Source organism: Stenotrophomonas sp. 05L414_2, assembly GCF_056397905.1.
This window is the reverse complement of sequence record NZ_JBFTOJ010000003.1, coordinates 17,246-42,469: the sequence shown is the minus strand read 5'-3', so window position 1 is coordinate 42,469 and position 25,224 is coordinate 17,246. Positions and strand designations below refer to the sequence as shown.

The window sequence follows — 25,224 nt, the reverse complement described above, 5'->3', positions numbered from 1 at the left end:
GGTTGGCGCCTACCCAGCGGTTTCCGGCGCCTTGCCCGGTAGAGGCCGACCTTGGTAGGCGGTTTTATTCCCGCAAGCACCAACCAAGGTTGGCACCCACCCGCGAGCTAGCCCGCGTGTACCCGGTTCTTGCCTTGGCGCTTTGCTGCGTACAGCGCGTCATCGGCGCGCCGCAGCAGCGTATCGGCATCGTCTCCCGGCTGCCATTGCGCCAGGCCCGCGCTGAAATGCACGGGGATGCGCCGCTCCTGCAGGGTCAGCACGCGATGCGCCAGTGAGCGCTGCAGCCGCTGCACCGTGGCCATGCTGTCCGCGCCGGGGGTTTCGGGAAGCACCAGCACGAACTCGTCGCCGCCCAGCCGGGCGATGCCATCAGTGGCACGCAGCAGCAGGCGGCACACCGCCACCAGGTGCTGCAGCAGCGCGTCGCCGCCGGCATGGCCGTGTTCGTCGTTGGTCTGGTGGAAATCATCCAGGTCGATCACCGCCAGTCCGAGCGGCGAGTGGTTGCGTGCGGCGCGGGCCAGCTCGCGCTGCAGCAGTTCATCCAGGCCACGCCGGTTCAGGGCCTGGGTCAACGGATCGATACGCGCCAGATCGCCGGCCGCGCGCAGATCCTGTTCCAGCTGGTTGATGCGCTGTTCGGCGCGTTCCACTTCCTGCCGCGCGCTGGCCAGGTGATCGCGCGCCTGCGCCGCCTGCTGCTGCACTTTGCCGGTGTCCTGCATCACTTCCTGCAGCAGGTGGTTGAGGTCGGCGATGCTGCGCGCCTCGCGCAACTGCAGCGCGTAGCTGCCGATGCGGTCGTGGTATTCACCGGTGCTGGCAGCCATGCCATCCATGCGCTCGATGAACTCGCCCATCAAGCTACGCATGGCCGCTTTCGAATCGTCGATTCCCTGCCGCAGCAGGCCCTGCTTGTAGATCACCTCGCGCAGCTCGGCGCGGGTGCGCTCGACCGATTCGGCTTCCAGCGGTCCGGCCAGCAACTGGCGCACGGCCGCGATCTGGCCCTGCAGCCAACTGCGGTCATCCAGCAACTCGCTGACGTTCTCCAGCAGCAGGGCGAACAACTCAAGCAACAACGCCTGCTGTTCCTGCCAGCTTTCGGCGCGCACGCCGATCTGGTGGCCCAGCTCGCGCGCGCCCTGTTCGATCGGTTCCAGTGCCGCGCCCGGTTGCCATTGGCGCAGGCGTATGGCCAGGGCCTGCGCCTGCTCGCGCAGGTCGGGATCGTGCTGCAGCAGCGCGACCACCGCGCCGCCCAGCAGCAACCGCAGCTGCTCGGACAGGCGCAGGCTGTCGGGCTGGCCATCGGGCGAGTGCTGGTCGATGGTGCGGATGTATTTATCGATCAGCTGCCGCATCGCCCGGCCATAGCGCGGCCAATCGGCACTGGCCTGTGCTGATTGCAGGCGATCACCCATGTCGCCCAGCTCGCCCGGCAGGGTGGCCATGCCATTGGCGAAGGCGGCCAGCAGCGGCTCGGGGGCATCGGCCCCGGCAAACAGCTGCTGCAACGCCACGCTGCTACCGCCCTGCAGTACCACCCGATCGCCGCGCCCGTCATCGACCACCGCGCGCACGCGCGCAGGCGGCCCGATGGCGGTGCCGGGGGCAGGGCGGGGGTCGGGCTGGTCCGTCATGGAACGCATCCTGGGATGGCAGGGGGGCTGGTCACAGCATATCGGCGCAACCGGCGGTGGCTTGAACCGATAGGATGGGCGACAGGATGCCGCAGTGGAGGTGGGTATGCGTGTGATGTTGCTGGGGGYGACGGGACTGGTCGGAGGCCACGCCCTGTCGCAGCTGCTGGCCGACCCCCGCTGCAGCGCCGTGGTCGCGCCCAGCCGTCGCCCGCTGGCTGCGCCGCACGGGAAACTGCACAACCCGGTGCTCGACTTCGCCCGGCTGCCCGATGCGCCGGACTGGGCCCGGGTGGACGCGGTGGTCTGCGCCCTGGGCAGCACCATCGCCCAGGCCGGCAGCCGCGAGGCGTTCCATCGCATCGATCACGACTATCCGCTGGCCTTCGCCCGCCTGGCCCTTGCGCAGGGTGCCCAGGCCTTCGCGCTGAACTCGGCCGCAGGCGCCAACCCGCGTTCGTCGATCTTCTACAGCCGGGTCAAAGGCGAGCTGGAGCGCGACCTGCGCGCGCTGGGTTTCCCGTCGCTGACGCTGGTGCGGCCGGGGCTGATCGGCGGTGAGCGGCAGGAGGTCCGCCGTGGCGAACACTTCGCGCTGCAGGTGCTGGGTGTGCTGGGGCCGGTGTTGCCACGTGCGTGGCGGATCAATCCGGCACCGGAGATTGCCCACGCGCTGGTGGATGCGGCGCTGGCGGCAAAGCCGGGCGAGCACGTGGTGCCGTCGCGCGATCTGGTCGGCTGATGTCCCGCGCGCTGCGCCTGAACCAGCTGCTTCAGGTACTGCGCCGCCATCGCCGGCCGGTGGCCGGGCAGGCGCTGGCCGAGGAACTGGGCATCAGCCTGCGTACGCTTTACCGCGATATTGAAACGCTGCGCGAGCAGGGCGCCGACCTGCGCGGGGAAGCCGGTGTCGGCTACCAGCTGGAACCGGGCGATGTGCTGCCGCCGCTGACCTTGCCACCGGCCGAGATCGACGCGCTGGTGCTTGGCCTGCGCTGGGTGGCGGCACGCACCGAGCCGGCCCTGGCCGAGGCCGCGCGTGATGCCCTGGCGCGCATTGCGCACGTGCTGCCGGCGGCGCGACGCGATGCGCTGCGTGACAGCGGCCTGCGGGTGGGGCCATCGCGAACGACGGCCAAGGTACCCCCGGCGCGGCTGCAGGCCGTGCGCGAAGCGGTGGGCACGCAGCAGCGGCTGCAGTTTGCCTATGAAGATGCGCAGGGCCGGCGTACCGAGCGCGTGGTCTGGCCGTTCGCACTGGGGTACTTCGATGAAGTGCCGATGCTGGCGGCGTGGTGCGAGGGCCGCGAAGACTTCCGTCATTTCCGCCTGGATCGCATTCGCCATGTGCGTGCGTTGGAAGAGCACTACCTGGTGCCACGCGCGACCTTGTTGCGGCGCTGGCAGAAGGCGCAGGGCATCGCTCCGGATTGGCTGGACCGTTCGTGACGAGGTCGAGCTTCCTCGACTGCTTCTGGTCGTTGCTCTGGCTTTGGTAGATGTCGAGCTTGCTCGACGCTCTTGCTCTTCGCTCTCTGCGCTCGGTAGGTGTCGAGCTTGCTCGACGCTCTTGCTCTTCGCGGAGAGCAGTCGAGCAAGCTCGACATCTACCAAAGCCAGAGCAAAGGCAGTCGAGCCTGCTCGACACTGCTGACAGGATCTGTCAGCAGGGCAGGGCCACCATGACCGCTCCCAACCACGGAGCTTTCCCATGTTCAAGCCAAGCACCCTGCTGCAGTACRTGCGCGACGTTGCCACCAGTGCCACCTTCTACAGCGGCATCCTCGGCACGGCACCGGTCGAACAGTCGCCCGGCTTTGCCCTGTTCCTGCTCGGCGATGGCGCCGCGCTCGGCCTGTGGCAGCGCGATGACGTGCAGCCGCCAGTGGATGCGGAGGGCGGTGCAGCCGAGCTGGCGATGGTGGTGGCCAATCCTGATGAAGTGCGGCAGTTGCACGATGCCTGGCGCGCACTCGGTGTGCAGATCGCCCAGGCGCCGGTAACGCTGGAATTCGGGCACACCTTCGTCGGTGTCGACCCCGATGGCCACCGCCTGCGTGTCTACAGCCGCGCCGAGGGCATGGTCGCGCGCGATTGATCCAGGAATTTCGTATAGCAGAGCCCAAGCTCGGCTTGTTTCATGCCTTCATCCACGCATGGCGTGGATCTACTGAAAAGCAGCCGAGCATGGCTGGGCGACATAGTGGAGCAGGCACAAAAAAACGCCGGGCAATGCCCGGCGTTTTTCAACTCATGTGCCAACCAAGGTTGGCACCTACCGGTCAGCTGGCCAGCGCCAGATCGTCCATCATCGCGCGCAGGAAGCGGGCCGCTTCACCGCCGGTGGCGGCGCGGTGGTCGAAGGTCACCGACAGCGGAATGACCTTGTGCGCTTCCACGCCGCCCATCACCGGGGTCATCTGGTGGCGGGCACGGCCGGCACCGACGATGGCCACGCACGGCGGCACCACGACCGGGGTCGCGTAGCGGCCGGCGAACATGCCGAAGTTGGACAGCGAGATGGTGTAGCCGCTTAGTTCCGAGGCCGCGATCGAACGCGCTTCCACCTGCTCGCGCAGACGGTTCACGCCTTCACGGATGCCACGCGCGTCGAGCATGTCGGCGTTGCGCAGGGCCGGCACGAACAGGCCGTCGTCGGTATCCACGGCGATGCCGATGTCCACCTGCGCGTGCAGGGTGCGGGTCAGCGCTTCACCGTCGAACCAGGCGTTCATCGCCGGCACCTTCTGCGCGGCGACCACGATCGAGCGCACCAGGCGCGCGGTGACGTCGTTGCCCGGCAGCCAGGCGTGGATGTCGGCGTCGTCGTTCAGCGTGGTCGGCACGACCTTGCTGTGCGCATCGGCCATGACGCGGGCCATGTTGCGGCGCACGCCCTTCAGCGGTTCCGGCTGGCCCTTGGCGACCACGCCCGGCGGCTGGGTGCGCATCGGCTTGCCGGCAGCAGACAGCGGGGTGCGTGCGTCGGACTGTACCGGTGCGGCCACCTGGGCCGGCGCCGGTGCGGCGGCAGCCGGTGCAGCAACCGCTGCCGGAGCCGCGCCGATCTTCGCACTGCCGTCGGCGGCGGCCTGTTTGACGTCGGCCATGGTCACCGCGCCATCGGCGCCGGTGGCACGTACGCGGCTCAGGTCCACGCCCAGCTTGCGCGCGGTGGCACGCACCGCCGGCACGGCCTTGACGCCGCCCACGGCCAGCGCCTGTTCGGCGTGCACAGCGTTGGAGCTCTGCATCGCGCCGACCACGGTGCCGGCGTCATCACGCTCGGCGGCGGCCGGCTTGGCTTCTTCTGCAGCCACCGGGGCGGCTGCGGTGGGAAGCGGCGGCGGCGTCGGAGCTGCGGCGGCAGCCGGAGCGGCATGGCCGTGGCTGTGGCCGGTGTCCTGACCATCGGCACGCTGCGGCAGGTTCGGGTCCAGCGCGAAGCTGGCCAGCACCGCGCCGGTCGGGATGATGTCGCCGGCAGCGCCGGACAGCTTCAGCACCGTGCCGGAGAACGGCGAGGGCACTTCGACGACGGCCTTGGCGGTCTCCATCGAGACCAGCGGCTCGTCCAGCTTGATCACATCGCCTTCCTTGACGAACCACTCGACGATGGTCGCGTCCGGCAGGCCTTCGCCCAGGTCGGGCAGGTTGAAGTTCTTGGTCTGGCTCATTTGCAGTTCTCTTCCAGCAGTTCCAGTTCGCGGGCAGGCAACCAGCCCGTCGCGCCATTGGCGCGCTCGGACCACCACCACCCGCCGTGTTCGTGATGAAGCTTGACCATCTCGCCGTTCTCCACATCCAGCTCGCGGGCGTCGTAGTCGCGCAGGGCTTCGGCGCGACCATCGTCCAACAGCTGCAACCACGCTACCGGTGCCCATCCGGCGCGCCCATCGCTGGTGCGCACCCAGGCAAACGCCGGCCATTCCTCGTCACGTACACCTACTTCGACGATCTGGCCGGTGCGGAACCGGAGCGGGTTGGGATACTGGCTGCGGTAAGCCCCGAGAAGGCGGGCCCGCATGTCAGCCTGCCGCCACCGCGCGCTTGGCCGCCGCCACGATCCGCTCCACGCTCGGCAGGTACTTCATCTCCAGGCGGAACAGCGGAATGTGGGTGTCGTAACCGGTGACGCGCTCGACCGGAGCCAGCAGGTCGTAGATCGATTCCTCGGCCAGGCGTGCGGCGATTTCCGCGCCGAAGCCCGCGGTCTTCGGGGCCTCCTGCACGATCACGCAGCGGCCGGTCTTGGCCACCGACTCGGCGATGGTGGCAAAGTCCAGCGGACGCAGCGTAGCCACGTCGATGACTTCGGCACTGATGCCTTCGCCGGCCAGCTTGTCGGCCGCTTCCAGCGCTTCCTTCACCTGCGCACCCCAGGTCACCAGGGTCACGTCGGTGCCATCGCGCAGCACGAAGCACACGTCCAGCGGCAGGGCTTCGCCGTCGTTGACGACCACTTCCTTGTACTGGCGGTAGATGCGCTTGGGCTCCATGTAGATCACCGGATCCGGCTCGCGGATCGCGGCCAGCAGCAGGCCATAGGCGCGCTGCGGCGAGGACGGCAGCACCACGCGCAGGCCCGGCACGTTGGTGAAGATCGCTTCGTTGGCCTCGCTGTGGTGCTCCGGCGCACGGATGCCGCCACCCCACGGCACGCGCAGCACCATCGGGCAGTGCAGGCGGCCACGGGTGCGGTAACGCAGGCGCGCGGCGTGGCAGATGATGTGGTCGACCATCGGGTACATGAAGCCATCGAACTGCGCTTCGGCCACCGGCTTCATGCCCTGTGCGGCCAGGCCGATGGTGAGGCCGGCGATGGTGGTTTCATCCAGCGGGGTGTCGAGGATGCGGTCGGCGCCGAAGCGCTGCTGCAGGCCGGCGGTGGCGCGGAACACGCCGCCGTTGACGCCCACGTCTTCGCCCAGCACCAGCACCGACTTGTCGTGCTCCAGCTCCCAGGCCAGCGCCTGGGTGATGGCTTCGATGAGGGTGATCGGGGTGTCGGTCATGTTCTGTTCTCCGCGCGCGACGGCAGCGCTGTCGGCGGCGTTGGTGTGCGCGCTGGACGCGCCGTTCTTGATCTCATCCATGGCGCTGCTCCAGGGCGATCGCCTGGGCACGCTGGGCCAGCAGGTCCTGCGGCGGGTCGGCATAGAGGAAATCGAACATCGCCTCGACCGGCTGCACCGGCGTGTTGAGGTACAGGTTCACTTCCTCGTCCACGCGCTTGCCGCACTCGGCGGTCCAGGCAGCTTCTTCTTCCTCGCTCCAGACACCGGCGTTGGTCAGGTACTTGCGCAGGCGCAGCATCGGCTCGCGCTGCCAGGCATCCTTCACTTCGGCGTCGTCGCGGTAGCGACGGGCGTCATCGGCGGTGGTGTGGTCGGACAGGCGGTAGGTCATCAGTTCCAGCACGGTGCCGCCGTCGCCGGCCAGCGCACGCTCGCGCGCCTGCAGCATGGCGGCCATCACCGCGATCAGGTCGTTGCCGTCCACCTGCAGGCAGTGCAGGCCGCCGGCCAGGCCCTTCTGTGCCAGCGTCTCGGCACCGGTCTGCGCCGAACGCGGGACCGAGATGGCCCAGCCGTTGTTGACGATGCACAGGATCAGCGGCAGCTTGTAGGCACCGGCCGAATTCAAGGCCGCGTAGAAGTCGGTCTTGGAACTGCCACCGTCGCCGCATACGGCCACCGCGATCTGCGGTTCCTTGTTGAGCTTGAACTTCAGCGCAGCGCCTGCGGCGTGCAGGCACTGGGTGGAAATCGGCACGCAGAACGGGAAGTCCTTGGCGGCATTGCCACCGTAGTCGTTGCCGCGCTCGTCGCCGCCCCAGTACATCAGCACGTCGTGCGGGCGCACGCCACGCATGAACATCGCGCCGTACTCGCGGTAGGACGGTGCGAACACGTCGTCCTTCTGCATCGAGGCGCCGATGCCCACATGCGCGGCTTCGTGGCCGAGGCATGCGGCGTAGGTGCCCAGCTTGCCGGTGCGCTGCAGCGCGATCGACTTGCCGTCGAACACGCGCACGAACAGCATCTGCTTGAACATCGGCAGCAACGCGCGTGGGTCGCGCAGGGCTTCGGGCAGGTCATCGCGGACGAGCGTGCCGTCCGTGTCCAGATACTGCAGGTATTCGATCTTGAACTCAGCGGCAACCGTCATTGCGTACTGCACCTTCGACAGAGAAGTTACAAATGATATGAATCGCCATGTTAAGGAATGYGTACGAAAAAGCCGTCCTGCGGCGCAGCACGGCCCACCGGCCTTTGTACCCCCTTCCGGGCGCATGATGCCAATAACTTCAACGTATTCAGCCATTGCTGCAAAGCATCACAAGCGACGCYGGGCTGAGCGCCAGTAGAACGGCGCAAACGGTTCCACGCGCAACCACCGTTCCACAGCCCTACCGCACGCCCCGGTACGGTCATCACGGCTGCCAGCGCGGCGGCAACGCGCTACCCTTGCCGCCCCCGATCTGGTCCCGCCCATGTCCGTCGACAACAACCAACGCGATCTCGAAGCCGGTATCCACACCGATCTGCAGGGGCGGCTGACCTACGGCGGCTACCTGCGGCTGGACCAGCTGCTCAGCGCGCAGCAGCCGCTGTCCAACCCGCCGCATCACGACGAGATGCTCTTCATCATCCAGCACCAGACCTCCGAGCTGTGGCTGAAGCTGCTGGGCCACGAGCTGGGTGCGGCGATCGGCTTCCTGCAGCGCGATGAGGTCTGGCAGTGCCGCAAGGTGCTGGCGCGCAGCAAGCAGGTGCTGCGCCAGCTGACCGAGCAGTGGTCGGTGCTGGAAACGCTCACCCCGTCCGAGTACATGGGCTTCCGCGACGTGCTGGGCCCGTCCTCGGGCTTCCAGTCGCTGCAGTACCGCTACATCGAGTTCCTGCTGGGCAACAAGAACGCGCAGATGCTGCAGGTGTTCGAGCACGACACGGCCGGGCAGGCGCAGCTGCGCACCGTGCTGGAGGCGCCGAGCCTGTACGAGGAATTCCTGAAGTACCTGGCCCGCTTCGGCCACGCCGTGCCGGCGGTGTACGAGGCGCACGACTGGACCCAGCCACACGTGGCCGACGACAGCCTGCAGCCGGTCTTCGAACGCATCTACCAGGACACCGACCGCTACTGGCGCGAGTACGCGCTGTGCGAGGACCTGGTGGACCTGGAAACGGCCTTCCAGCTGTGGCGGTTCCGCCACATGCGCACGGTGATGCGGGTGATCGGCTTCAAGCGCGGCACCGGCGGCTCGTCCGGCGTGGGCTTCCTGGCCAAGGCGCTGGAACTGACCTTCTTCCCTGAATTGTTCCAGGTACGCACCACCCTGCAGGCCGCGCCCCCGCCGGATCTGGCCTGATCCCCATTCAGCTTGGCCGCCCGCGGCTGGCTGGATCGTTTCAGATGCAAGTTCAGCGAGCAGGCTGCGACCTGCCTCAAACGGCGTGTATTTGACGTGAACGCCAGAAGTCGGTGATCCTCGCGCGTTGCTTCACCGCACATCGGACGTGCCTCCATCCACCGAACCAGGAATTCCGCATGAGCGTAAACGCCACTGCGAACACCCCAGAGCCGGCGCTGCCGGACTTCAACACCACGATGGGCCACCCGCGCCCGTTGTGGATGCTGTTCATGACCGAGTTCTGGGAGCGCTTTGCGTTCTACGGCATCCGCTGGGCGTTGGTGCTGTACATCGTTGCCCAGTTCTACAACGGCAACGCCGCCGGTGAAGGCGACGCCAGCCGCATCTACGGCGCCTACCTGGCGCTGGTGTATGCCGCGGCGATCTTCGGCGGTTACGTCGCCGACCGCGTACTGGGTTACCAGCGCTCGATCCTGACCGGCGCGATCATCATGGCCGTCGGCCTGTTCATGATCTCGCTGCCGCAGGAGCACATCTTCAAGCTCGGCCTGGCCACGATCATCGTCGGCAACGGTCTGTTCAAGCCCAACATCTCGACCATGGTCGGCAAGCTGTACGGCCTGAAGGACGAACGCCGCGACTCGGGCTTCACCATCTTCTACATGGGCATCAACATCGGCGCGATGATCGCTCCGGTGCTGACCGAGTACCTGGCCCGCAAGGTCTTCGGCACCTCGGAAATGCCGTCCTACAAGGTCGTGTTCATCGCTTCCGGCGTGGGCATGCTGATCTCGCTGGTGTGGTTCTACATCGGTCGTGCCGGCCTGAAGGGCATCGGCGCACCGCCGGCCGGTGCCGAAGGCTTCGGCCGCATCGTCATGGTGCTGGTCGGTTCGCTGTTCGCCATTCCGGTGGCCTACTTCCTGCTCGCCACCGGCGCCACCGCGCTGGCCTGGATCCTCGGCGTGATGTTCGCTGCCCTGGCCGTGCTGCTGCTGGTGGAAGGCATCCGCGAGGGCAAGGTGCAGCGCGACCGCGTGATCGCCATGCTGATCATCTTCGCCTTCAACGTCATGTTCTGGATGTTCTTCGAACAGGCCGGCAGCTCCTTCACCTTCCTGGCCGAGAACATCGTCAACCGCCAGCTGGGTGAGTGGACCTTCCCGACCGCGTGGTTCCAGTCGGTCAACTCGGTGGCGATCATCACCCTGGCGCCGATCATCGCCTGGATCTGGGTGGCCCTGGGCCGCGCCAATCCGTCCATTCCGCGCAAGTTCGGCCTCGGCCTGCTGTTCAACGGCGCGGCCTTCGCCCTGCTGATGTTCGCCCTGTCGACCATGGTCGTGGACGGCAAGATCCCGTTCTGGACCCTGTTCATGGTCTACGTCATCCAGTCGGTCGGTGAGCTGTGCCTGTCGCCGATCGGCCTGTCGATGGTGACCAAGCTGGCCCCGGTGCGCCTGGTCGGTTTCGGCATGGGTGGCTGGTTCCTGTCCACCGGCATCGGCAACAACCTGTCGGGCATCTTTGCCGGTGCGGTCAGCGGTGAAGGCGGCATGACGGTCGAATCGGCCCTGAAGGGGTATACCTTCGGCTTCTGGGCCTTGATCGGTTCGGGTGTGGTCCTGTTCCTGGTCGCGCCGCTGATCAACAAGCTGATGCATGGCGTGAAGTAATGAGAGGGTAGTGGGCATGCGTACATCGTTCGGTGGTGCAGTGGTGGCAGTGGTGTGTGCGGCGCTGATCGGCGCCTGTTCGCAGCCTCAACCTCCCGCGGCCCCCGAGCCCACGCAGCCCCTCGACACTCGCCCCACCGAGCCACCGGTCGCTGACCCCAGCGAACCGGTGGCCTCGGGCAACACCCCGGCGGCGGCCGACATCGCCGCCATTGCCGGGCTTGGCGCGCAGTTCGACCCCGTCCGCAATCCCGTTGCCGACCTGGAAACGGCCAAGGTCGAGGCCCAGCGCGGCAACAAGCGCATCATCCTGGAAGTGGGCAACGCCGCGTGCGAGCCCTGCCATGCGCTGGATGAAGCCGTGGAAGGCAATGGCGATCTGCGCCGCTTCCGTGATGCCCACTACGTGTGGGTGAAGGTCAACGACAGCGCCGAGAACCCGAACGCGGCGTTCCTCGGCCAGTTCCCGCCGCTCGAAGGCGAGCACCCGCACCTGCTGGTGATCGATGCCGACGGCACCCTGCTGGCGCCGCAGCCCAGCGAAGCAATGCGCAAGGGCAATGCCGTGCAGACCGCACGCGTGATGGCGTTCCTCAAGCAGTGGGCGCCTGACCGGTAGCGCCCGGCGTTTCCCGCCCGCTGCCCGGACATCCACGCGTGGCGTGGATCTACAGATCATTACCCTTCGGCCGTTAATGGCAAGGACCTCACTGCGCCACCCGGCGCGACCGGAGCGCCCATGCACAGCGACCACGCCGAACGCCTGCCCGAACCTGCCAGCCCGTTGGCCGAAGGAGAGGCACCCGATGGCGTGAGCCTGCCTGCGCAGGAAGCGCTGCTGGATGACGCCGGCACCGGCGACGACACGCTGGAGTTGGCACCGCCGCGGCATCGGCTGCCGCAGATCGCCCTGCCCGACAACGTGGTGCTGAAAGGCGCGGTGCAGAAGCTGGTGGAACAGAAGGCGCGGCTGGATCGACTCGCCGCCGAAGGACAGCTGGCCGGCCTGCTGCCGCCGGAATGGCACGGCAACGGCGTGCGTGCGATCGACCTGTCCAGTTTCGTGCAGGGCGTGCTGCCGTTCCTGCAGCCCGCTGAGCGTGGYGAAACCGCACCGGCCCGCCTGCCGGTGCGCCATGTGCTGGGCGACGACAGCCGCTGGGGCCTGGCCGATGTGCCCGAACCGAAGTCACTGGCCTGGTACCTGGCCAGTGATGACCGCGCCAACGCGGGCAGCAAGGATGTCGCCGAGGCCTATCTGGTCGGCGCGCTTGGCCTGGCCTGGATGCAGGAAGGGCGCAGCCGTCCCGGCTTCCTGCGTGCGATGGAACAGGACAGCCTGGCGGCCCGGGTGACCATGCTGGGCTACCCGCCGCCGAGCGAGCTGGCGTTGTACAGCGTGACCGCACACGGCCAGCCGCAGATCTGGTGTGTGCATGGGCGGCGCAGGCTGCGTCCGCTGGTGGCGCCATGGCTGAGCGTGCCGCTGCTGACCGCCTATGGCGTGCCGGCACCGGTGGCGTGGCCGGGCAGCTTCCCGCCCGTCGAGGCCGTGGCCGAGGCGATTGCCGCCGCCCGTCCGGGCAAGCTGCTGCCAGAAGTGGATCTGGGCAGAGTGGTGGCGAAGATCGCCGAAGATGCCTCGTCCGAAGCGTGGCAGCCGGTCAGCCTGCTGCAGCTCAACACCTGGTCGCCGCGCTGGCCGTTCTTCCTGGGCACCTTCGTCGGCCTGCCGTCGCTGCTGCTGGTCACTGCCGCACTGGCGTTGCCCGGGGCGGTCGAAGCGGCCACTGTCGCCGCCTCGCTGGGCTTTGCCGGTGGCGCCATCGGCGCGCTTGCGGTGCCGTGGATCCATGCGCGGCGCAAGCATCTGAGCTGATCGAGTGGGTCATCCACGCATGGCGTGGATCTACTGGGAAGCGCCATAGCGCACCCACCTATGGTGCGGATCCATCCGTGTGCGTGATGCGGTAGATCCACGCCATGCGTGGATGCTCCTCCATCCGCATCTCAGGGTTCGGCAATCACCCGCAACGCACTGGCATAGCCCTTGGCGAGACTGGTCAGGTCAAGCAGCCGGTTCAACGACAGCAGCAGGCCTGGCTGGCAGGCCTTCAGGCGATGATGCTCAAGCCAGGCCTCGGTGAYGGTTTCCAGTGTGGCCAAGGCCTCATCGATGCGCTGCAGGTCGGCATCGCGGTCGATGGGCCCGGTGGTGGGGTGATGGGGGCGTGTCATGGCGAAGCTCCGTGGCGGGCCGCCGGGAAGGCGGCAGGCGGTGCGTGGTTGAAAGACCGTGATCCGAAGGAGAACGGCGGCCATGCGGCCCCACGCACCGCCCGCCAAAGCAGGGCAGCGCGAGTCGTTGCCGCCCGCGATGGGCGGCGACGGGTGCGGCGTGGTTTCCTTCGGATCATCGGGCTTTCAACCCCGGCAGCGGAGCGCCGCTGCGTTCCCACCCTCAGGCCTGTGCAGCCCGCCGTCCAATAGGCAATGCCACTCGATGCGCGAATGTCGATACAGCCGCTCTGTGGATCAGGACTCTACCGGCCCCATTCCGAGACATCAGGCGGTAAACGCGACATGTCGAGTCGAACCCAGCTGAAAGACCGTTCGTCGGCGGGCAATGAACGCCGCGCGTTGCACGTCATCAATGGCCTGCGCCGGATCCCTCACAGCGCAGCCCGCGACATCATCCACGCCTGGCGTGRATCCATTTGTCGACCAAGGTCGACACCTACCAAGAGCGGCGGCGGGGGGGCGCCGCCCCGGGGTCAGACCCCTTCGCCCATCCGCTCCAGGCCATCGCCGGCCAGGCGCAGGATCAGCTTCTCCAGCACCTGCTCCTCTTCCTCGCTCAGCACCGACATCAGCTTGCGGGTGATCTCGATCACCATCGGCGCGATCGTCTCGTATACCTCGAACCCCGCCGCCGACAGCGCCAACACCGAACGGCGGCGGTCATCGCCATGCGTCTCACGCTTGATGAAACCGCGCTCCAGCAGGCGGGCCACCGCGCGGCTGACCGCGACCTTGTCCATCGCCGTGCGGTCGGAGACCTCGCTGGCCGACGACCCGGGGTACAGCGCCAGGATGGTGATCACCCGCCACTCCGGAATGGCCAGGCCATAGCGGTCGCCGTACAGCTTGGCGATGTTGCCGCTGACCCGGTTGGACAGCACGCTCAGCCGGTACGGCAGGAACTGTTCCAGGTCGAGCAGGACGTGGGAGGCACGCAGGCGGGTGGAAACGGGATCGGCGGGGCTCATGTTGCGGTGCACCTTGCTGGTGGTTTCAAGTGTAACTATAAGTGTTGGGTCCGTACCCTGCATTCTCGCCGGGTCCAACCCCGCCCGCACCTGGTTTGTGCCGATGCGGCACCGATTCGGAGCCACGCCATGAATACCGCAGTCCCGTCCGCCTCGCATCCCAACCCCGGCATGCAGGTCACCACCTTCGAAAACCCGATGGGCATCGACGGCTTCGAGTTCGTCGAATTCGCCGCACCGGCCGGCCGTGGTGCCGAGCTGCACGAGTACTTCCGCAAGATGGGCTTCAGCGCGGTGCTCAAGCACAAGCAGCGTCCGATTACCGTCTATCGCCAGGGCGACGTCAACTTCCTGGTCAATGAAGACCCCGATTCGTTCGCCGCCGACTTCGCTGAAAAGCACGGCCCGTGCGCCTGCGGCTTCGCCATCCGCTTCAAGAAGCCGGGCGCGGAGGTCTACCAGACCGCGCTGGGCAATGGCGCCGAAGCCATCGCCTTCAAGCCGGATAGCAAGGCGGTGAACGCCCCGGTCATCAAGGGCATCGGTGACTGCATGCTGTACCTGGTGGACCGCTACGGCGATGCCGGCAGCATCTTCGATGGCGACTACGAGCTGATCGCCGGCGCCGAGCTGCGCCCGAAGGGCTTCGGCCTGACCTTCATCGACCACCTGACCCACAACCTGTACTTCGGCAACATGCAGCAGTGGTCGGACTATTACGAGCGCCTGTTCAACTTCCGCGAGATCCGCTACTTCGACATCAAGGGCCTGAAGACCGGCCTGGTGTCCAAGGCGATGACCGCGCCGGATGGCATCGTGCGCATTCCGCTGAACGAATCGTCCGACCCGAAGAGCCAGATCAACGAGTACCTGGATGCGTACAAGGGCGAGGGCATCCAGCACATCGCCTGCTTCACCGAGAACATCTACGAAACGGTCGAAGCCATGCGCGCGCAGGGCGTGGATTTCCTCGACACGCCGGAGACCTACTTCGATGTGATCGACCAGCGCGTGCCCAACCACGGTGAGGACGTCGCCCGCCTGGCGAAGAACAAGATCCTGATCGACGCCGACCCGGAAACCCACCAGCGCAAGCTGCTGCAGATCTTCACCCAGAACTGCATCGGCCCGATCTTCTTCGAGATCATCCAGCGCAAAGGCAACGAAGGCTTCGGCGAAGGCAACTTCACCGCGCTGTTCGAGAGCATCGAACGCGACCAGATCCGCCGCGGCGTGCTGTAAGGTTTCCACAACGGCACCTTCTCCACCGGTAGCGCCGGGCCACGCCCGGCGGCTTTCCCCAGGCTTCCAGGAACCCCCATGTCTCCCTCCATCACCGCCCGCGGCTACCAGTCCGGTTTCGGCAACGAGTTCGCCAGCGAGGCCGTGCCCGGTGCGCTGCCCGTCGGCCAGAACTCGCCGCAGAAGGTGGCCCATGGCCTGTATGCCGAGCAGCTGACCGGTACCGCATTCACCGCACCGCGCGGCAGCAATCGCCGCAGCTGGCTGTACCGGATCCGTCCGGCGGTTACCCACGGTGAGTTCACTCCCTTCGCGCAATCGCAGCTGCAGTGCGATTTCAGTGCACAGCCGGCTTCGCCGAACCAGCTGCGCTGGAGCCCGCTGCCGCTGCCGGAACTGCCCACCGATTTCGTCGAAGGCCTGTACACGATGGGCGGCAACGGCTCGCCCGACGCGCATGCCGGTGTCGGCATCCATCTGTACGCGGCCAACCGTGACATGGTCGGCCGCTACTTCTACGACGCCGACGGCGAACTGCTGATCGTGCCGCAGCTGGGCAGCCTGCGCCTGCTGACCGAGCTGGGCGTGATCGAGATCGAACCGCAGCAAATCGCGGTGATTCCGCGCGGCGTGCGCTTCCGCGTCGAGCTGCCGGATGGCCCGAGCCGCGGCTACATCTGCGAGAACTTCGGCGCACTGCTGAAGCTGCCCGACCTGGGCCCGATCGGTTCCAACGGCCTGGCCAATCCGCGCGATTTCGAGACCCCGCATGCCGCGTTCGAAGACGTCGACGGCGATTTCGAACTGATTGCCAAGTTCGACGGCCGCCTGTGGCGTGCGCCGATCAATCATTCGCCGCTGGACGTGGTCGCCTGGCACGGCAACTACGCGCCGTACCGCTATGATCTGCGCCGCTTCAACACCATCGGCTCGATCAGCCACGACCACCCGGATCCGTCGATCTTCCTGGTGCTGCACTCGCCCAGCGACACCCCGGGCACCAGCAACATGGACTTTGCGATCTTCCCGCCGCGCTGGCTGGTGGCGCAGAACACGTTCCGCCCGCCGTGGTTCCACCGCAACATCGCCAGCGAGTTCATGGGCCTGGTGCATGGTGCCTACGACGCCAAGGCCGAAGGCTTCGTGCCGGGCGGTGCGTCGCTGCACAACTGCATGAGCGGCCACGGTCCGGATGCCCCGACCTTCGACAAGGCCTCCAATGCGGATCTGTCCAAGCCGGATGTGATCAAGGACACCATGGCCTTCATGTTCGAGACCCGTGGGGTGATCCGCCCGACCGCGCAGGCGCTGGCAGCAAGCCACCGGCAGGGCGATTACCAGCAGTGCTGGAACGGCCTGCGCAACAATTTCCGTTGATCGTCTGCATCCACGCATGGCGTGGATCTACCGGAAAGCGCGATACCGCATCCACGCATGGCGTGGATCTATCGGGAAGCGCGATACCGCATCCACGCATGGCGTGGATCTACCGGGAAGCGCGATATCGCGTGCACGCGTGACGTGGATCCATCCGGGCAAGTGATGTAGTAGATCCACGCCATGCGTGGATGCTGTTCACCGGTTCAGGCAATGGCCGCGAACGCGCTGCAATGCTCCACCGGCAGCGCCTCCATCAGCCGCTGCCGCACGCGCTGGCAGTACCCTTCCGAGGTCAGCGCCGGCAGCACCTGCAGCGCCGATTGCATCACCCGCAGCACCTCGCCTTCGGCACGCGCCTGCTGCAGGTCGCGGAACAGCGCCGCTGCGTTGGGATGCCGCTGCATCTCCAGGATTCCCAGCACATAGATGCGCGCGGCTACCAGCGAGCGGCGGCGCTCGACCGGCGCCGCAGAAGCGGCAGTGACTGACGGCGCCAGTGGAGCCGGCATCGCAACCGGCGCAGGTGGCGTGGAGGCGGGTGCGTCCGCAGCGGTCACCAGATATCCGCCCTGGATCAGCTGGATCACCATCGCTGCCGCGTCCTGCCCAAGTAGTGCGGTCAGCTCGGCGATGCTGCGCTGGCCATCACACAGGATCAGCAGGCGTCGCTGGCGCATGTCCAGCGGTGCGCGGTGGGCCTGCAGCGCGGTTCGGGCGAGGTCGGTCTTGCGCGGTTGCATGGGGAGGACAGCCAAGTCGGTGCTCGCCCAGCCTGAATGAGGGCGATGAAACCGCGATGACAATGCAGCGCCTGCACGCCGGCTGCGGTAGCGTGCACCCACCCTGTGCCAAGGATCCGCACCGATGAAGCATCTCCCGATGGCCGGCCTGCTGCTGTTGTCGTTGGCCGCCTGCAACCGTAGTCCCGACACCGCCGCACCGGCAGCGCCGCCCGCGGCCACCGCACCGGCGAAGGATGCCTCCGTTCCCGCCGACGCCGACCTGGCCACCGCTTCGCCGGTGGATCCGCGCAGCGACAGCCCGGCACGCCTGGATGGCTTCGGCGGCGCCACGCTGGGCGCAGGCATCGCCGAGGTCCGCAGTGGCTTCGGCACCCCCTTGCAGGGTCTGGGTACCGACGCCACTGGCAAGCCGCTGCCTGCCGACGATGCCAATGAAGGCTGCTACTTCCTGCGCCCGCAGGGGGCCGAAGACCCGCGYCTGATGTTCGAAGCGCGCAAGCTGGTCCGCTACGACGTACGCAGCCCGTCCATCGTCGCCCCCGGTGGCGGCCGGGTCGGCATGACCCTGGGCGAGCTGCAGGTGCTCTATCCCGAGCGCGCCGACGTCGGCCCGGACAAATACGACGACAAGGCCCAGCACCTGCGCGTGCGCCCGGCGCAGGAGGGGGCGGCGATCATCGATTTCGCCCTCGGCGCTGACGGCAAGGTCGGCGCCTGGCGGGTCGGCAGGACCCCGCAGGTGGACTACGCCGAAGGCTGCGGCTGATCGGCCATCCTCGGCTCACCCGTCGCGGGTGGGCCGAGCGTAGAATCGCGCCACGACCGCTGGGGAGCGCCCGATGATCGCTATTGCTATTGCCTGGTTCCTGCTCGGCCTGCTGTTGCTGGCCCTGGGTGGGGACTCCGTCGTCAAAGCCGTGTCCGGCCTGGCGCAGCGTTTCGGCGCCAGTGCATTCACCGCAGGCCTGCTGTTGCTGGGTATCACCACCTCGCTGCCGGAGCTGGCGGTCAACGCCCGCGCGCTGGTGGTGGGCCAGCCGGAGCTGGCCTTGGGCAATGCCGTCGGCAGCAGCGTGGTCAACCTCGGCCTGACCCTGGCGGTGGCCGCGATGGTGGCGCCGTTGCTGCTGCGCGCGCGCCTGCAGGCCGTGCTGTGGTGGGGGCTGCTGGCCGCGGGCCTGCTGCTGATCGTGTTCGGGCTCGATGGCCGCCTGCTGCGCTGGGAGGCCGGCGTGCTGGTGGCCGGGTTCGTGGTGGTGCAGTTCCTGCTGCTGCGTCGCGGACGCCATGAGAGCGCCGAGGTACAGGCGATCATTGCCGAGTCAGCCCTGAGCCGCACCAGCCTGCCGTTGAACGTACTGCGCCTGCTGGTTGCCGCACTGGCGTTGTATTGGGGCGCGCGCCTGGTGGTCGGTGCCGCCGCTGATTTCGGCGCCGCGCTGGGCTGGACGCCGCTGCTGGTGGGTCTGCTGCCGGTGGCGATCGGCACTGCGTTGCCGGAGGTGGCGGCCGCGGTCGCGGCAGCACGCCGTGGTCACGGCGACATGGTGCTGGGCCACGTGCTCGGCTCCAGCGTGGTCAACCTGATGCTGGTGATCGGTGCGATGGGGCTGCTGCAGCCGCTGGCGTTGCCAGCCTCGTTCGTGCGCCTGGAACTGCCGGCGGTGCTGGCCTTCGCACTGGTGCTGTACCCGATGCTGCGCGGCGACCTGCGCATCAGCCGCATCGAAGGTGCGGTGCTGCTGGGCGCGTTCGTGGCCTGGCTGGGGCTGGAAATCGCGCTGGTCACACCGGTCTGAGGTAGTGCCGGCCGCTGGCCGGCAACCTCGGCGAACTCGCAGCCAGGCATGGCCTGGCTCTACTGGCGGTTATCCGGGGTCGTGCCGACCAACGGTCGGCACCCACCGTCAACGCGCGGTGGTTTCCTCTTCGCGCTCCGGTTCCGGCGGCGGCAGCTGCTCGTCTTCGGCACGCTCGTTGCCCGGCAGGCTGGGGCGCGTTTCCATCAGCAGCGACAGTGCGGCCTTGGCCATCAGGTGCGCGCTGATCGGTGCGGTGATGAACAGGAACACGGTGATCAGCAGCTCGCGCGGCTGCGGGTCCTGGCCCAGGAAGATGTGGTAGCACACCGAGCACACCAGCACGCAGCCCACGCCCAGCGTGCTGGCCTTGGTCGGTGCGTGCAGGCGCTTGAAGAAGGTGGACAGCTTCACCAGGCCCAGTGCGCCGACCAGGATGAAGAAGCAGCCGAACAGCAGCAGGATCGACAGCGCGATCTGGATGAAGGTGATCATTCGACGATGTCCCGGCGCAGCACGAACTTGCTCAGCACCACGGTGCTGCCGAAGCCGAGCATGGCGATGATCAGTGCCGCCTCGAAGTAGATCGCCGAATTGAGGTACATGCCGAACAGCATCAGCTCGGCGATGGCGGTCACCGACAGCGTATCCAGTGCAAGGATGCGGTCGGGCACGGTCGGCCCGCGCAGCAGGCGCCAGGTGGCCAGCAGCATGGCCAGGCCGACCACGTGCATGCACACCACCAGGGTGGTCTGGATGATCTGGAATCCAGTCATGGGAAGATCTCCATCAACGGGGCTTCATAACGGCGCTTGATCGTGTCGATCAGCTCCTGCGGGTCTTCCAGGTGCAGCACGTGCACCAGCAGGAATTTGCGGTCGTCGCTGAGGGCGGCCGACACCGTGCCGGGGGTCAGGGTGATCATGCTGGTCAGCGCGGCGATGCCGTGGATGTTGGCGATGTCCAGCGGCAGCCAGATGAAACCGGGGTGGATGTTCTTTTCCGGGCCCAGCACCTGGATGGCCACGCGGATGTTGGACATCAGGATGTCCCACAGGGTCACGAACAGCAGCTTCGGCAGCGGCCGCAGGGTGCCGATGCGGGCGAACTCGCGGTCCAGGCGCGCGGCKAACAGCGGAATGACCACGCCCAGCAGCAGGCCCAGCAGGAACTGGCCGAGTGTGAAGCTGTCGGACATCAACAGCCAGAACACCACCACCATCACGCTCAGCGCGGGCGAGGGCAGCAGGCGGCGGATCGGGGAACGCTTGGCGGTCATGGCTGGCGGATCTCCGGCGTGGTCGCGCGCAACTGCTGCACGTAGTCGCCCGGCTGCAGCAGCTGGGTGGCGATGGCGTCGGTGTGCTGCATCAGCGGGGCAGCGAACAAGGTCATGCCGATGCCGTACGCCAGCAGGATGCAGGCGGCGAACAGCTCCACACGGCGCAGTGGTGCCTTGCGCGGTGGCGGTGCATCGGGATCGGGCAGCGGCACGCGCCAGAACAGGCGGATGCCGCCGCGGGTCAGGCCCATGATGACCAGCAGGCTGYTGACCAGCACTGCGGTCCACACCGCGCCGGTGTACTGCGCCGGCATGCCGGCCAACAGCGCGGCCTTGGCCAGGAAGCCGGACAGCGGCGGCAGGCCGGCCACCGACACCGCCGCAATCAGGAACAGCACGGCCGGGGTCTCCTTGCCGGGCATCGGTGCGATCACTTCCTTGCGGTCGCTGGCGCCGCCACGGCGGCGTCGGATCAGGTCGGCGACCAGGAACAGTGCGGCGGCGACGAAGCTGCTGTGCGGCAGGTAGTACAGGCCGGCCGACAGCACCTCAGGCGTGCCCACCGAGAAGGCGATGAACAACGTGGCCGCCGAGACGATCACCAGATACGAAATCAGCACGCGCAGGCGCGCGGCGGCCAACGCGCCCAGGCCGCCCAGCACCAGCGTCGCTACGCCGGCCCACAGCAGCCAGTCGCGGCCGTAGCCGGCCATCGCCCCCGCATCCTCGCCGAACCACAGCATCTGGATGCGCAGCACGGCATACAGGCCCACCTTGGTCATGATCGCAAACAGTGCCGCCACCGCAGCCGGTGCACGCGCATACGATTCGGGCAGCCACAGGTACAGCGGCATCAGCGCGGCCTTGGCACAGAACACCAGCAGCAACAGGCCCATGGTCGCCTTCACCAGGGTCAGCTGCGCAGGCGGTACTTCGGCGATGCGCTGCGACAGCTCGGCCATGTTCAATGAACCCAGCGAGGCGTACAGCAGGCCCAGTGCGATCAGGAACAGGGTCGAGGCGGTGACGTTGAACACCACGTAGTGCAGGCCGATGCGCATGCGCAGGCCACGGCCGCCACTGAGCAGGAGGCCGTAAGAGGCGATCAGCATCACCTCGAAGAATACGAACAGGTTGAAGATGTCGCCGGTCAGGAAGGCGCCGTTGAGGCCGACCAGCTGGAACTGGAACAGCGCATGGAAGTGCGGTGCGCGCCGGTCCCAACCCGAACACGCATGCAGCAGGCAGGGGATGGCCAGCAGCAGGGTGGTCAGCAGCATCCACGCCGACAGCCGGTCGGCCACCAGTGCGATGCCCAGGCGCGACGGCCAGTCACCCAGCAGGTACACGCGGATGTCGCCGCCAGCGGTGTCGGCGAACAACAGGCCGACCACCACCGCCAGCGCGCCCAGCGCGGTCCACGCCACGGCGCGTTGCACCTTCGGCCCATAGCGGCGGTGTTCGACGAACAGCGACAGCGCAGCGCCGAGCAGCGGTACCAGGATCGGCAGGATCACCAGATGATTCATGCGCGGTCCTCGCCCCGGCGCGGCGGTGCATCGTCGTCCGGCTCGTGCGCGTCCACGTGGTCACTGTGGTTGTCGCTGCGGCTGCGCATGGCCAGCACGATGCTGACGGCGGTCATCGCAAAGGCAATGACGATGGCGGTCAGCACCAGCGCCTGTGGCAGCGGGTCGGTGTAATTACCCAGGTGGCTTTCCACGCCTTCCTGCAGCACCGGCGCCTTGCCCTGCACCACGCGGCCACCGGCGAAGATCAGCAGGTTGGTGGCGTAGGACAGGAAGGTCATGCCGAGGATCACATCGAAGCTGCGCGCGCGCAGCAGCAGGTAGATGCCGATGGCGGTCAGCACGCCGATCGCAGAGGCCAGGGCCAGTTCCATCAGTGCATCTCCCCCGTTCGTGCCGAGCGGCGTTGCAGGTCGATCTCGCCCTTGTGCGCGGTGCGCGTCCGCGAGGGTTTGACGGTGGCCATCATCGACAGCATCAGCATCGCGCCACCGAACACCACCAGGTACACGCCGATATCAAAACCAATCGCGCTGGCCAGCGGTACATCGCCGATCAACGGCAGGTGCAGGTCCAGGTGGCCGCTGGTCAGGAACGGCACGCCGAACAGCATCGACGCGGCGCCACTGAGGATGGCGATCAGCAGGCCGGTACCGATGCAGCGGATGTAGTCGAAGCCGAAGCGTGACTCCACCGAGGCGGTGCCCTGGATCACGTACTGGATCAGCAGCGGCACCGCCAGCACCAGGCCGGCGATGAAGCCGCCGCCCGGCGCGTTGTGGCCGCGCAGGAACAGGAAGATGGAGACCGTCAGGGTCAGCGGGAACATGATCTGGGCCAGATCGGCAGGCACAGGCAGCTTGATCGGCGGACCGGGCATGATCTGCTCCGGCGCCATCCGCGTGCGACGCAGCAGCGCATGCACGACCAGTGCGGCGATGCCGAACACGGTGATCTCGCCGAAGGTATCGAAGCCGCGGAAGTCGACCAGGATCACGTTGACCACGTTCTGGCCGTACGCCTCGGGCAGGGCGCGGGCAAGCAGCTCGCCGGCCATGGTGTTCGGCGGCAGGGTCATCGCGCTGTACGCCAGCGCGCCCAGGCCGGCACCGGCCACGATCGCGATCAGCGCATCACGGCGCTTGCGCCAGCGCGGCCGCTCCGGGCCGGACTGTGCCGGCAGGTAGTTCATGCCTAGCAGCATCAGCACCAGGGTCACCATCTCCACCAGCAGCTGGGTCAGCGCCAGGTCCGGTGCGGACAGGAACACGAAGGTCAGCGCCACCATCAGGCCGACGCCGCCGACCAGCAGCACGGCCAGCAGGCGCTGCTTGTACATGCGCAGGGTCGCCACCGCGCAGGACATCATCACCAGCCACAACGCCCAGCCCAGCAGCGGTATCGGCTGCGGTCTGGTCCATTCCGGCGAGGCCGGGTTGGCAATGTAGGGCGCGGCGGCGACCACGATCGCCACCAGCACCAGGCCCAGCAGCATGCGCTGCAGGCTGCCGTTGGCGATGCCGGCGGTCAACCGCTGCGCACCGGCCGACAGCAGGTCCAGCTGGTGGTGGAAGACGTTGCGTCCCGGCGTGGTGTTGGTTACCGCATGCAGATCGATCAGCTTGCGCAGGCCGAAGTAGAGGGCTACGCCACCGACCACGCCAGCGGCGCTCATCGCCAGCGGCAGGTTGAAGCCATGCCAGATCGACAGGTTGTATTCGGGCATCGCGCTGCCGAGGATCGAAACGGCTGCCGCGTGCAATACCGGGGCCACGGTCACGGCCGGGGCAATACCCACCGCCACGCAGATCACCACCAGGATCTCCACCGGCACCTTCATCCAGCGCGGCGGTTCGTGCGGCACGCGGTCCAGGCCATGCGGGCCCTTGCCGAAGAACGTGTCGTGCACGAAGCGCAGGCTGTAGGCCACGCCGAACACACCAGCCAGCAGCGCGGCGATCGACACCGCCGTGCGCATGGTGTCGGTACCACCGGCCGACAGCGCTTCGGCGAACAGCATTTCCTTGGACAGGAAGCCGTTGAGCAGCGGGATGCCGGCCATCGCCAGCGAGGCGATGATCGCCAGCGCGCTGGTGAACGGCATCAGCCTGCGCAGGCCACCCAGCTTGCGCATGTCACGGGTGCCGGTCTCGTGGTCGATGATGCCGGCGGCCATGAACAGCGAGGCCTTGAAGGTGGCGTGGTTGATGATGTGGAACACGCCGGCGACCACCGCCATCGGCGTGGACAGGCCGAACAGCAGGGTGATCAGGCCCAGGTGCGAGATCGTCGAATAGGCCAGCAGGCCCTTCAGGTCATGCTGGAAGATCGCGTTCCAGGCACCGATCAGCAGGGTGATCGCACCGATGCCGCTGACCGTGTAGAAGAACAGATCGCTGCCGGCCAATGCAGGATGCAGGCGCGCCAGCAGGAACACACCGGCCTTCACCATGGTGGCCGAGTGCAGGTAGGCCGACACCGGGGTCGGCGCGGCCATCGCATGCGGCAGCCAGAAGTGGAACGGGAACTGCGCGCTCTTGGTTAAGATGCCCGCCAGCACCAGGAACAGGGCATAGGGGTACAGCGCGCTGGCGCGGATCTGCTCGCCGGCGGCCAGCACCACGTCCAGGTCGAAGCTGCCGACGATGCGGCCGATCAGCAGCACGCCGGCCAGCAGCGCCAGGCCGCCGCCGCCGGTGATCACCAGCGCCATCCGCGCGCCCTCGCGCGCGTCCTGGCGGTGCGACCAGAAACCGATCAGCAGGAACGAGCTGATGCTGGTCATTTCCCAGAAGACCATCAGCAGCAACAGGTTGCCCGACAGCACCATGCCCAGCATGGCGCCCATGAACAGCAACAGGTAGGTATAGAAGCGGTGCGCGTTGTCCTGGCTGCTGAGGTAATAGCGCGCATACAGCACCACCAGCGCGCCGATGCCCAGCACCAGCCCCGCGAACATCCAGGCCAGGCCATCCAGGCGCAGGGTGAAGTCCAGGCCGATCTGCGGCAGCCACGGCACCATCGTGCGCACCACCTGGCCATCAAGTACCGATGGGGTCAGCCAGGCGAGGATCGCCAGCCCGCCCAACGGCGCCAGCGCCGCCAGCCAGGCAGCAGTCGAGCGCGAACTACGGGGGAAGGCTGCGACAGCCACTGCCATGAGGAACGGCAGGGCCAGCAGCAGGGGCAGGCTGGGGAGCATGCAGGGAATCCATGATTCACGAGCAGGTCAGGGAGCATAACAGGCTGCCAAATGTCGCCGAAACCCATTGAACAGCGATCA

Annotated in this window: 25 protein-coding genes; 11 read left to right on the top strand and 14 right to left on the bottom strand. The window is 67.3% G+C overall.

Annotation, left to right across the window (positions count from 1 at the left end):
* Positions 1–107 precede the first annotated feature (107 nt).
* Positions 108–1,646, bottom strand: coding sequence for a GGDEF domain-containing protein (locus tag AC1DJN_RS01130; RefSeq protein ID WP_312965195.1), 1,539 nt, complete (start codon positions 1,644–1,646; stop codon positions 108–110).
* Positions 1,647–1,752: 106 nt separating this feature from the next.
* Here AC1DJN_RS01130 and AC1DJN_RS01125 point away from each other — a divergent pair, with 106 nt between their 5' ends.
* The 3 genes from AC1DJN_RS01125 (at position 1,753) to AC1DJN_RS01115 (ending at position 3,744) form a co-directional block, all read left to right on the top strand.
* Positions 1,753–2,388, top strand: a complete 636-nt coding sequence (locus tag AC1DJN_RS01125; RefSeq protein ID WP_478038607.1) for a Rossmann-fold NAD(P)-binding domain-containing protein — start codon at positions 1,753–1,755, stop codon at positions 2,386–2,388.
* Entirely contained in the window at positions 2,388–3,095 is a 708-nt protein-coding gene (locus tag AC1DJN_RS01120; RefSeq protein WP_025874579.1) for a helix-turn-helix transcriptional regulator, read from the top strand. Before AC1DJN_RS01125 ends, AC1DJN_RS01120 begins: the two co-directional genes overlap by 1 nt.
* A gap of 262 nt (positions 3,096–3,357) precedes the next feature.
* The gene (locus tag AC1DJN_RS01115) at positions 3,358–3,744 is read left to right on the top strand and encodes a VOC family protein (RefSeq protein ID WP_478038605.1); all 387 of its coding nucleotides are present in this window, start codon (positions 3,358–3,360) and stop codon (positions 3,742–3,744) included.
* A gap of 184 nt (positions 3,745–3,928) precedes the next feature.
* Here AC1DJN_RS01115 and AC1DJN_RS01110 read toward each other — a convergent pair whose 3' ends face one another.
* From AC1DJN_RS01110 to pdhA, 4 genes are read right to left on the bottom strand one after another with little or no spacing between them, the layout of a single operon-like run.
* Positions 3,929–5,323 (bottom strand): dihydrolipoamide acetyltransferase family protein, encoded by a 1,395-nt coding sequence (locus AC1DJN_RS01110; protein ID WP_099785666.1) that lies wholly within the window; start codon positions 5,321–5,323, stop codon positions 3,929–3,931.
* Positions 5,320–5,673 carry an SH3 domain-containing protein gene (locus AC1DJN_RS01105; RefSeq protein ID WP_025874583.1) on the bottom strand — a complete coding sequence of 118 codons (354 nt, stop codon included), beginning with the start codon at positions 5,671–5,673 and terminating at the stop codon, positions 5,320–5,322. Before AC1DJN_RS01105 ends, AC1DJN_RS01110 begins: the two co-directional genes overlap by 4 nt.
* A 1-nt stretch (position 5,674) precedes the next feature.
* Positions 5,675–6,742, bottom strand: a complete 1,068-nt coding sequence (locus AC1DJN_RS01100; RefSeq protein ID WP_025874584.1) for an alpha-ketoacid dehydrogenase subunit beta — start codon at positions 6,740–6,742, stop codon at positions 5,675–5,677.
* Positions 6,735–7,817, bottom strand: coding sequence for a pyruvate dehydrogenase (acetyl-transferring) E1 component subunit alpha (pdhA, locus tag AC1DJN_RS01095; RefSeq protein ID WP_032976633.1), 1,083 nt, complete (start codon positions 7,815–7,817; stop codon positions 6,735–6,737). The genes AC1DJN_RS01100 and pdhA overlap by 8 nt, the downstream gene beginning before the upstream one ends.
* Positions 7,818–8,142: 325 nt before the next feature.
* Here pdhA and AC1DJN_RS01090 point away from each other — a divergent pair, with 325 nt between their 5' ends.
* The 4 genes from AC1DJN_RS01090 (at position 8,143) to AC1DJN_RS01075 (ending at position 12,576) form a co-directional block, all read left to right on the top strand.
* The gene (locus AC1DJN_RS01090; RefSeq protein ID WP_025874586.1) at positions 8,143–9,018 is read left to right on the top strand and encodes a tryptophan 2,3-dioxygenase; all 876 of its coding nucleotides are present in this window, start codon (positions 8,143–8,145) and stop codon (positions 9,016–9,018) included.
* A 179-nt stretch (positions 9,019–9,197) separates the two neighbouring features.
* Positions 9,198–10,697 (top strand): peptide MFS transporter, encoded by a 1,500-nt coding sequence (locus AC1DJN_RS01085; RefSeq protein WP_025874587.1) that lies wholly within the window; start codon positions 9,198–9,200, stop codon positions 10,695–10,697.
* 16 nt (positions 10,698–10,713) lie between these two features.
* Positions 10,714–11,316 (top strand): thioredoxin family protein, encoded by a 603-nt coding sequence (locus AC1DJN_RS01080; protein ID WP_312964845.1) that lies wholly within the window; start codon positions 10,714–10,716, stop codon positions 11,314–11,316.
* A gap of 120 nt (positions 11,317–11,436) precedes the next feature.
* Entirely contained in the window at positions 11,437–12,576 is a 1,140-nt protein-coding gene (locus tag AC1DJN_RS01075; protein WP_032976635.1) for a hypothetical protein, read from the top strand.
* Positions 12,577–12,707: 131 nt separating this feature from the next.
* Here AC1DJN_RS01075 and AC1DJN_RS01070 read toward each other — a convergent pair whose 3' ends face one another.
* Positions 12,708–12,935, bottom strand: coding sequence for a hypothetical protein (locus AC1DJN_RS01070; protein ID WP_478038603.1), 228 nt, complete (start codon positions 12,933–12,935; stop codon positions 12,708–12,710).
* A 536-nt stretch (positions 12,936–13,471) separates the two neighbouring features.
* Complete coding sequence (locus AC1DJN_RS01065; RefSeq protein ID WP_049467584.1) at positions 13,472–13,966, bottom strand: MarR family winged helix-turn-helix transcriptional regulator; 495 nt, start codon at positions 13,964–13,966, stop codon at positions 13,472–13,474.
* 129 nt (positions 13,967–14,095) lie between these two features.
* On the opposite strand from AC1DJN_RS01065, the gene hppD reads away from it, so the two are divergent.
* Complete coding sequence (gene hppD / locus AC1DJN_RS01060; protein ID WP_301869906.1) at positions 14,096–15,208, top strand: 4-hydroxyphenylpyruvate dioxygenase; 1,113 nt, start codon at positions 14,096–14,098, stop codon at positions 15,206–15,208.
* Between the two features lie 78 nt (positions 15,209–15,286).
* Entirely contained in the window at positions 15,287–16,585 is a 1,299-nt protein-coding gene (gene hmgA / locus AC1DJN_RS01055) for a homogentisate 1,2-dioxygenase (RefSeq protein WP_032976636.1), read from the top strand.
* A 206-nt stretch (positions 16,586–16,791) separates the two neighbouring features.
* Here hmgA and AC1DJN_RS01050 read toward each other — a convergent pair whose 3' ends face one another.
* Complete coding sequence (locus AC1DJN_RS01050; protein WP_282279471.1) at positions 16,792–17,328, bottom strand: hypothetical protein; 537 nt, start codon at positions 17,326–17,328, stop codon at positions 16,792–16,794.
* Between the two features lie 124 nt (positions 17,329–17,452).
* Here AC1DJN_RS01050 and AC1DJN_RS01045 point away from each other — a divergent pair, with 124 nt between their 5' ends.
* Both AC1DJN_RS01045 and AC1DJN_RS01040 read left to right on the top strand, forming a co-directional pair.
* Positions 17,453–18,097 carry a hypothetical protein gene (locus AC1DJN_RS01045; protein WP_049467575.1) on the top strand — a complete coding sequence of 215 codons (645 nt, stop codon included), beginning with the start codon at positions 17,453–17,455 and terminating at the stop codon, positions 18,095–18,097.
* Between the two features lie 73 nt (positions 18,098–18,170).
* Positions 18,171–19,130 carry a sodium:calcium antiporter gene (locus AC1DJN_RS01040; RefSeq protein ID WP_312964400.1) on the top strand — a complete coding sequence of 320 codons (960 nt, stop codon included), beginning with the start codon at positions 18,171–18,173 and terminating at the stop codon, positions 19,128–19,130.
* Positions 19,131–19,238: 108 nt separating this feature from the next.
* Here the strand turns inward: AC1DJN_RS01040 and AC1DJN_RS01035 are convergent, their stop codons facing one another.
* From AC1DJN_RS01035 to AC1DJN_RS01010, 6 genes are read right to left on the bottom strand one after another with little or no spacing between them, the layout of a single operon-like run.
* The gene (locus AC1DJN_RS01035) at positions 19,239–19,625 is read right to left on the bottom strand and encodes a Na+/H+ antiporter subunit G (protein ID WP_025874597.1); all 387 of its coding nucleotides are present in this window, start codon (positions 19,623–19,625) and stop codon (positions 19,239–19,241) included.
* Positions 19,622–19,906 carry a K+/H+ antiporter subunit F gene (locus AC1DJN_RS01030; RefSeq protein WP_025874598.1) on the bottom strand — a complete coding sequence of 95 codons (285 nt, stop codon included), beginning with the start codon at positions 19,904–19,906 and terminating at the stop codon, positions 19,622–19,624. Before AC1DJN_RS01030 ends, AC1DJN_RS01035 begins: the two co-directional genes overlap by 4 nt.
* Positions 19,903–20,409, bottom strand: a complete 507-nt coding sequence (locus AC1DJN_RS01025) for a Na+/H+ antiporter subunit E (RefSeq protein ID WP_478038601.1) — start codon at positions 20,407–20,409, stop codon at positions 19,903–19,905. The genes AC1DJN_RS01030 and AC1DJN_RS01025 overlap by 4 nt, the downstream gene beginning before the upstream one ends.
* Entirely contained in the window at positions 20,406–21,941 is a 1,536-nt protein-coding gene (locus AC1DJN_RS01020) for a monovalent cation/H+ antiporter subunit D (protein ID WP_478038599.1), read from the bottom strand. The genes AC1DJN_RS01025 and AC1DJN_RS01020 overlap by 4 nt, the downstream gene beginning before the upstream one ends.
* The gene (locus AC1DJN_RS01015; RefSeq protein ID WP_025874601.1) at positions 21,938–22,315 is read right to left on the bottom strand and encodes a Na+/H+ antiporter subunit C; all 378 of its coding nucleotides are present in this window, start codon (positions 22,313–22,315) and stop codon (positions 21,938–21,940) included. Before AC1DJN_RS01015 ends, AC1DJN_RS01020 begins: the two co-directional genes overlap by 4 nt.
* Complete coding sequence (locus tag AC1DJN_RS01010) at positions 22,315–25,143, bottom strand: monovalent cation/H+ antiporter subunit A (protein WP_442251369.1); 2,829 nt, start codon at positions 25,141–25,143, stop codon at positions 22,315–22,317. The genes AC1DJN_RS01015 and AC1DJN_RS01010 overlap by 1 nt, the downstream gene beginning before the upstream one ends.
* Positions 25,144–25,224 lie beyond the last annotated feature (81 nt).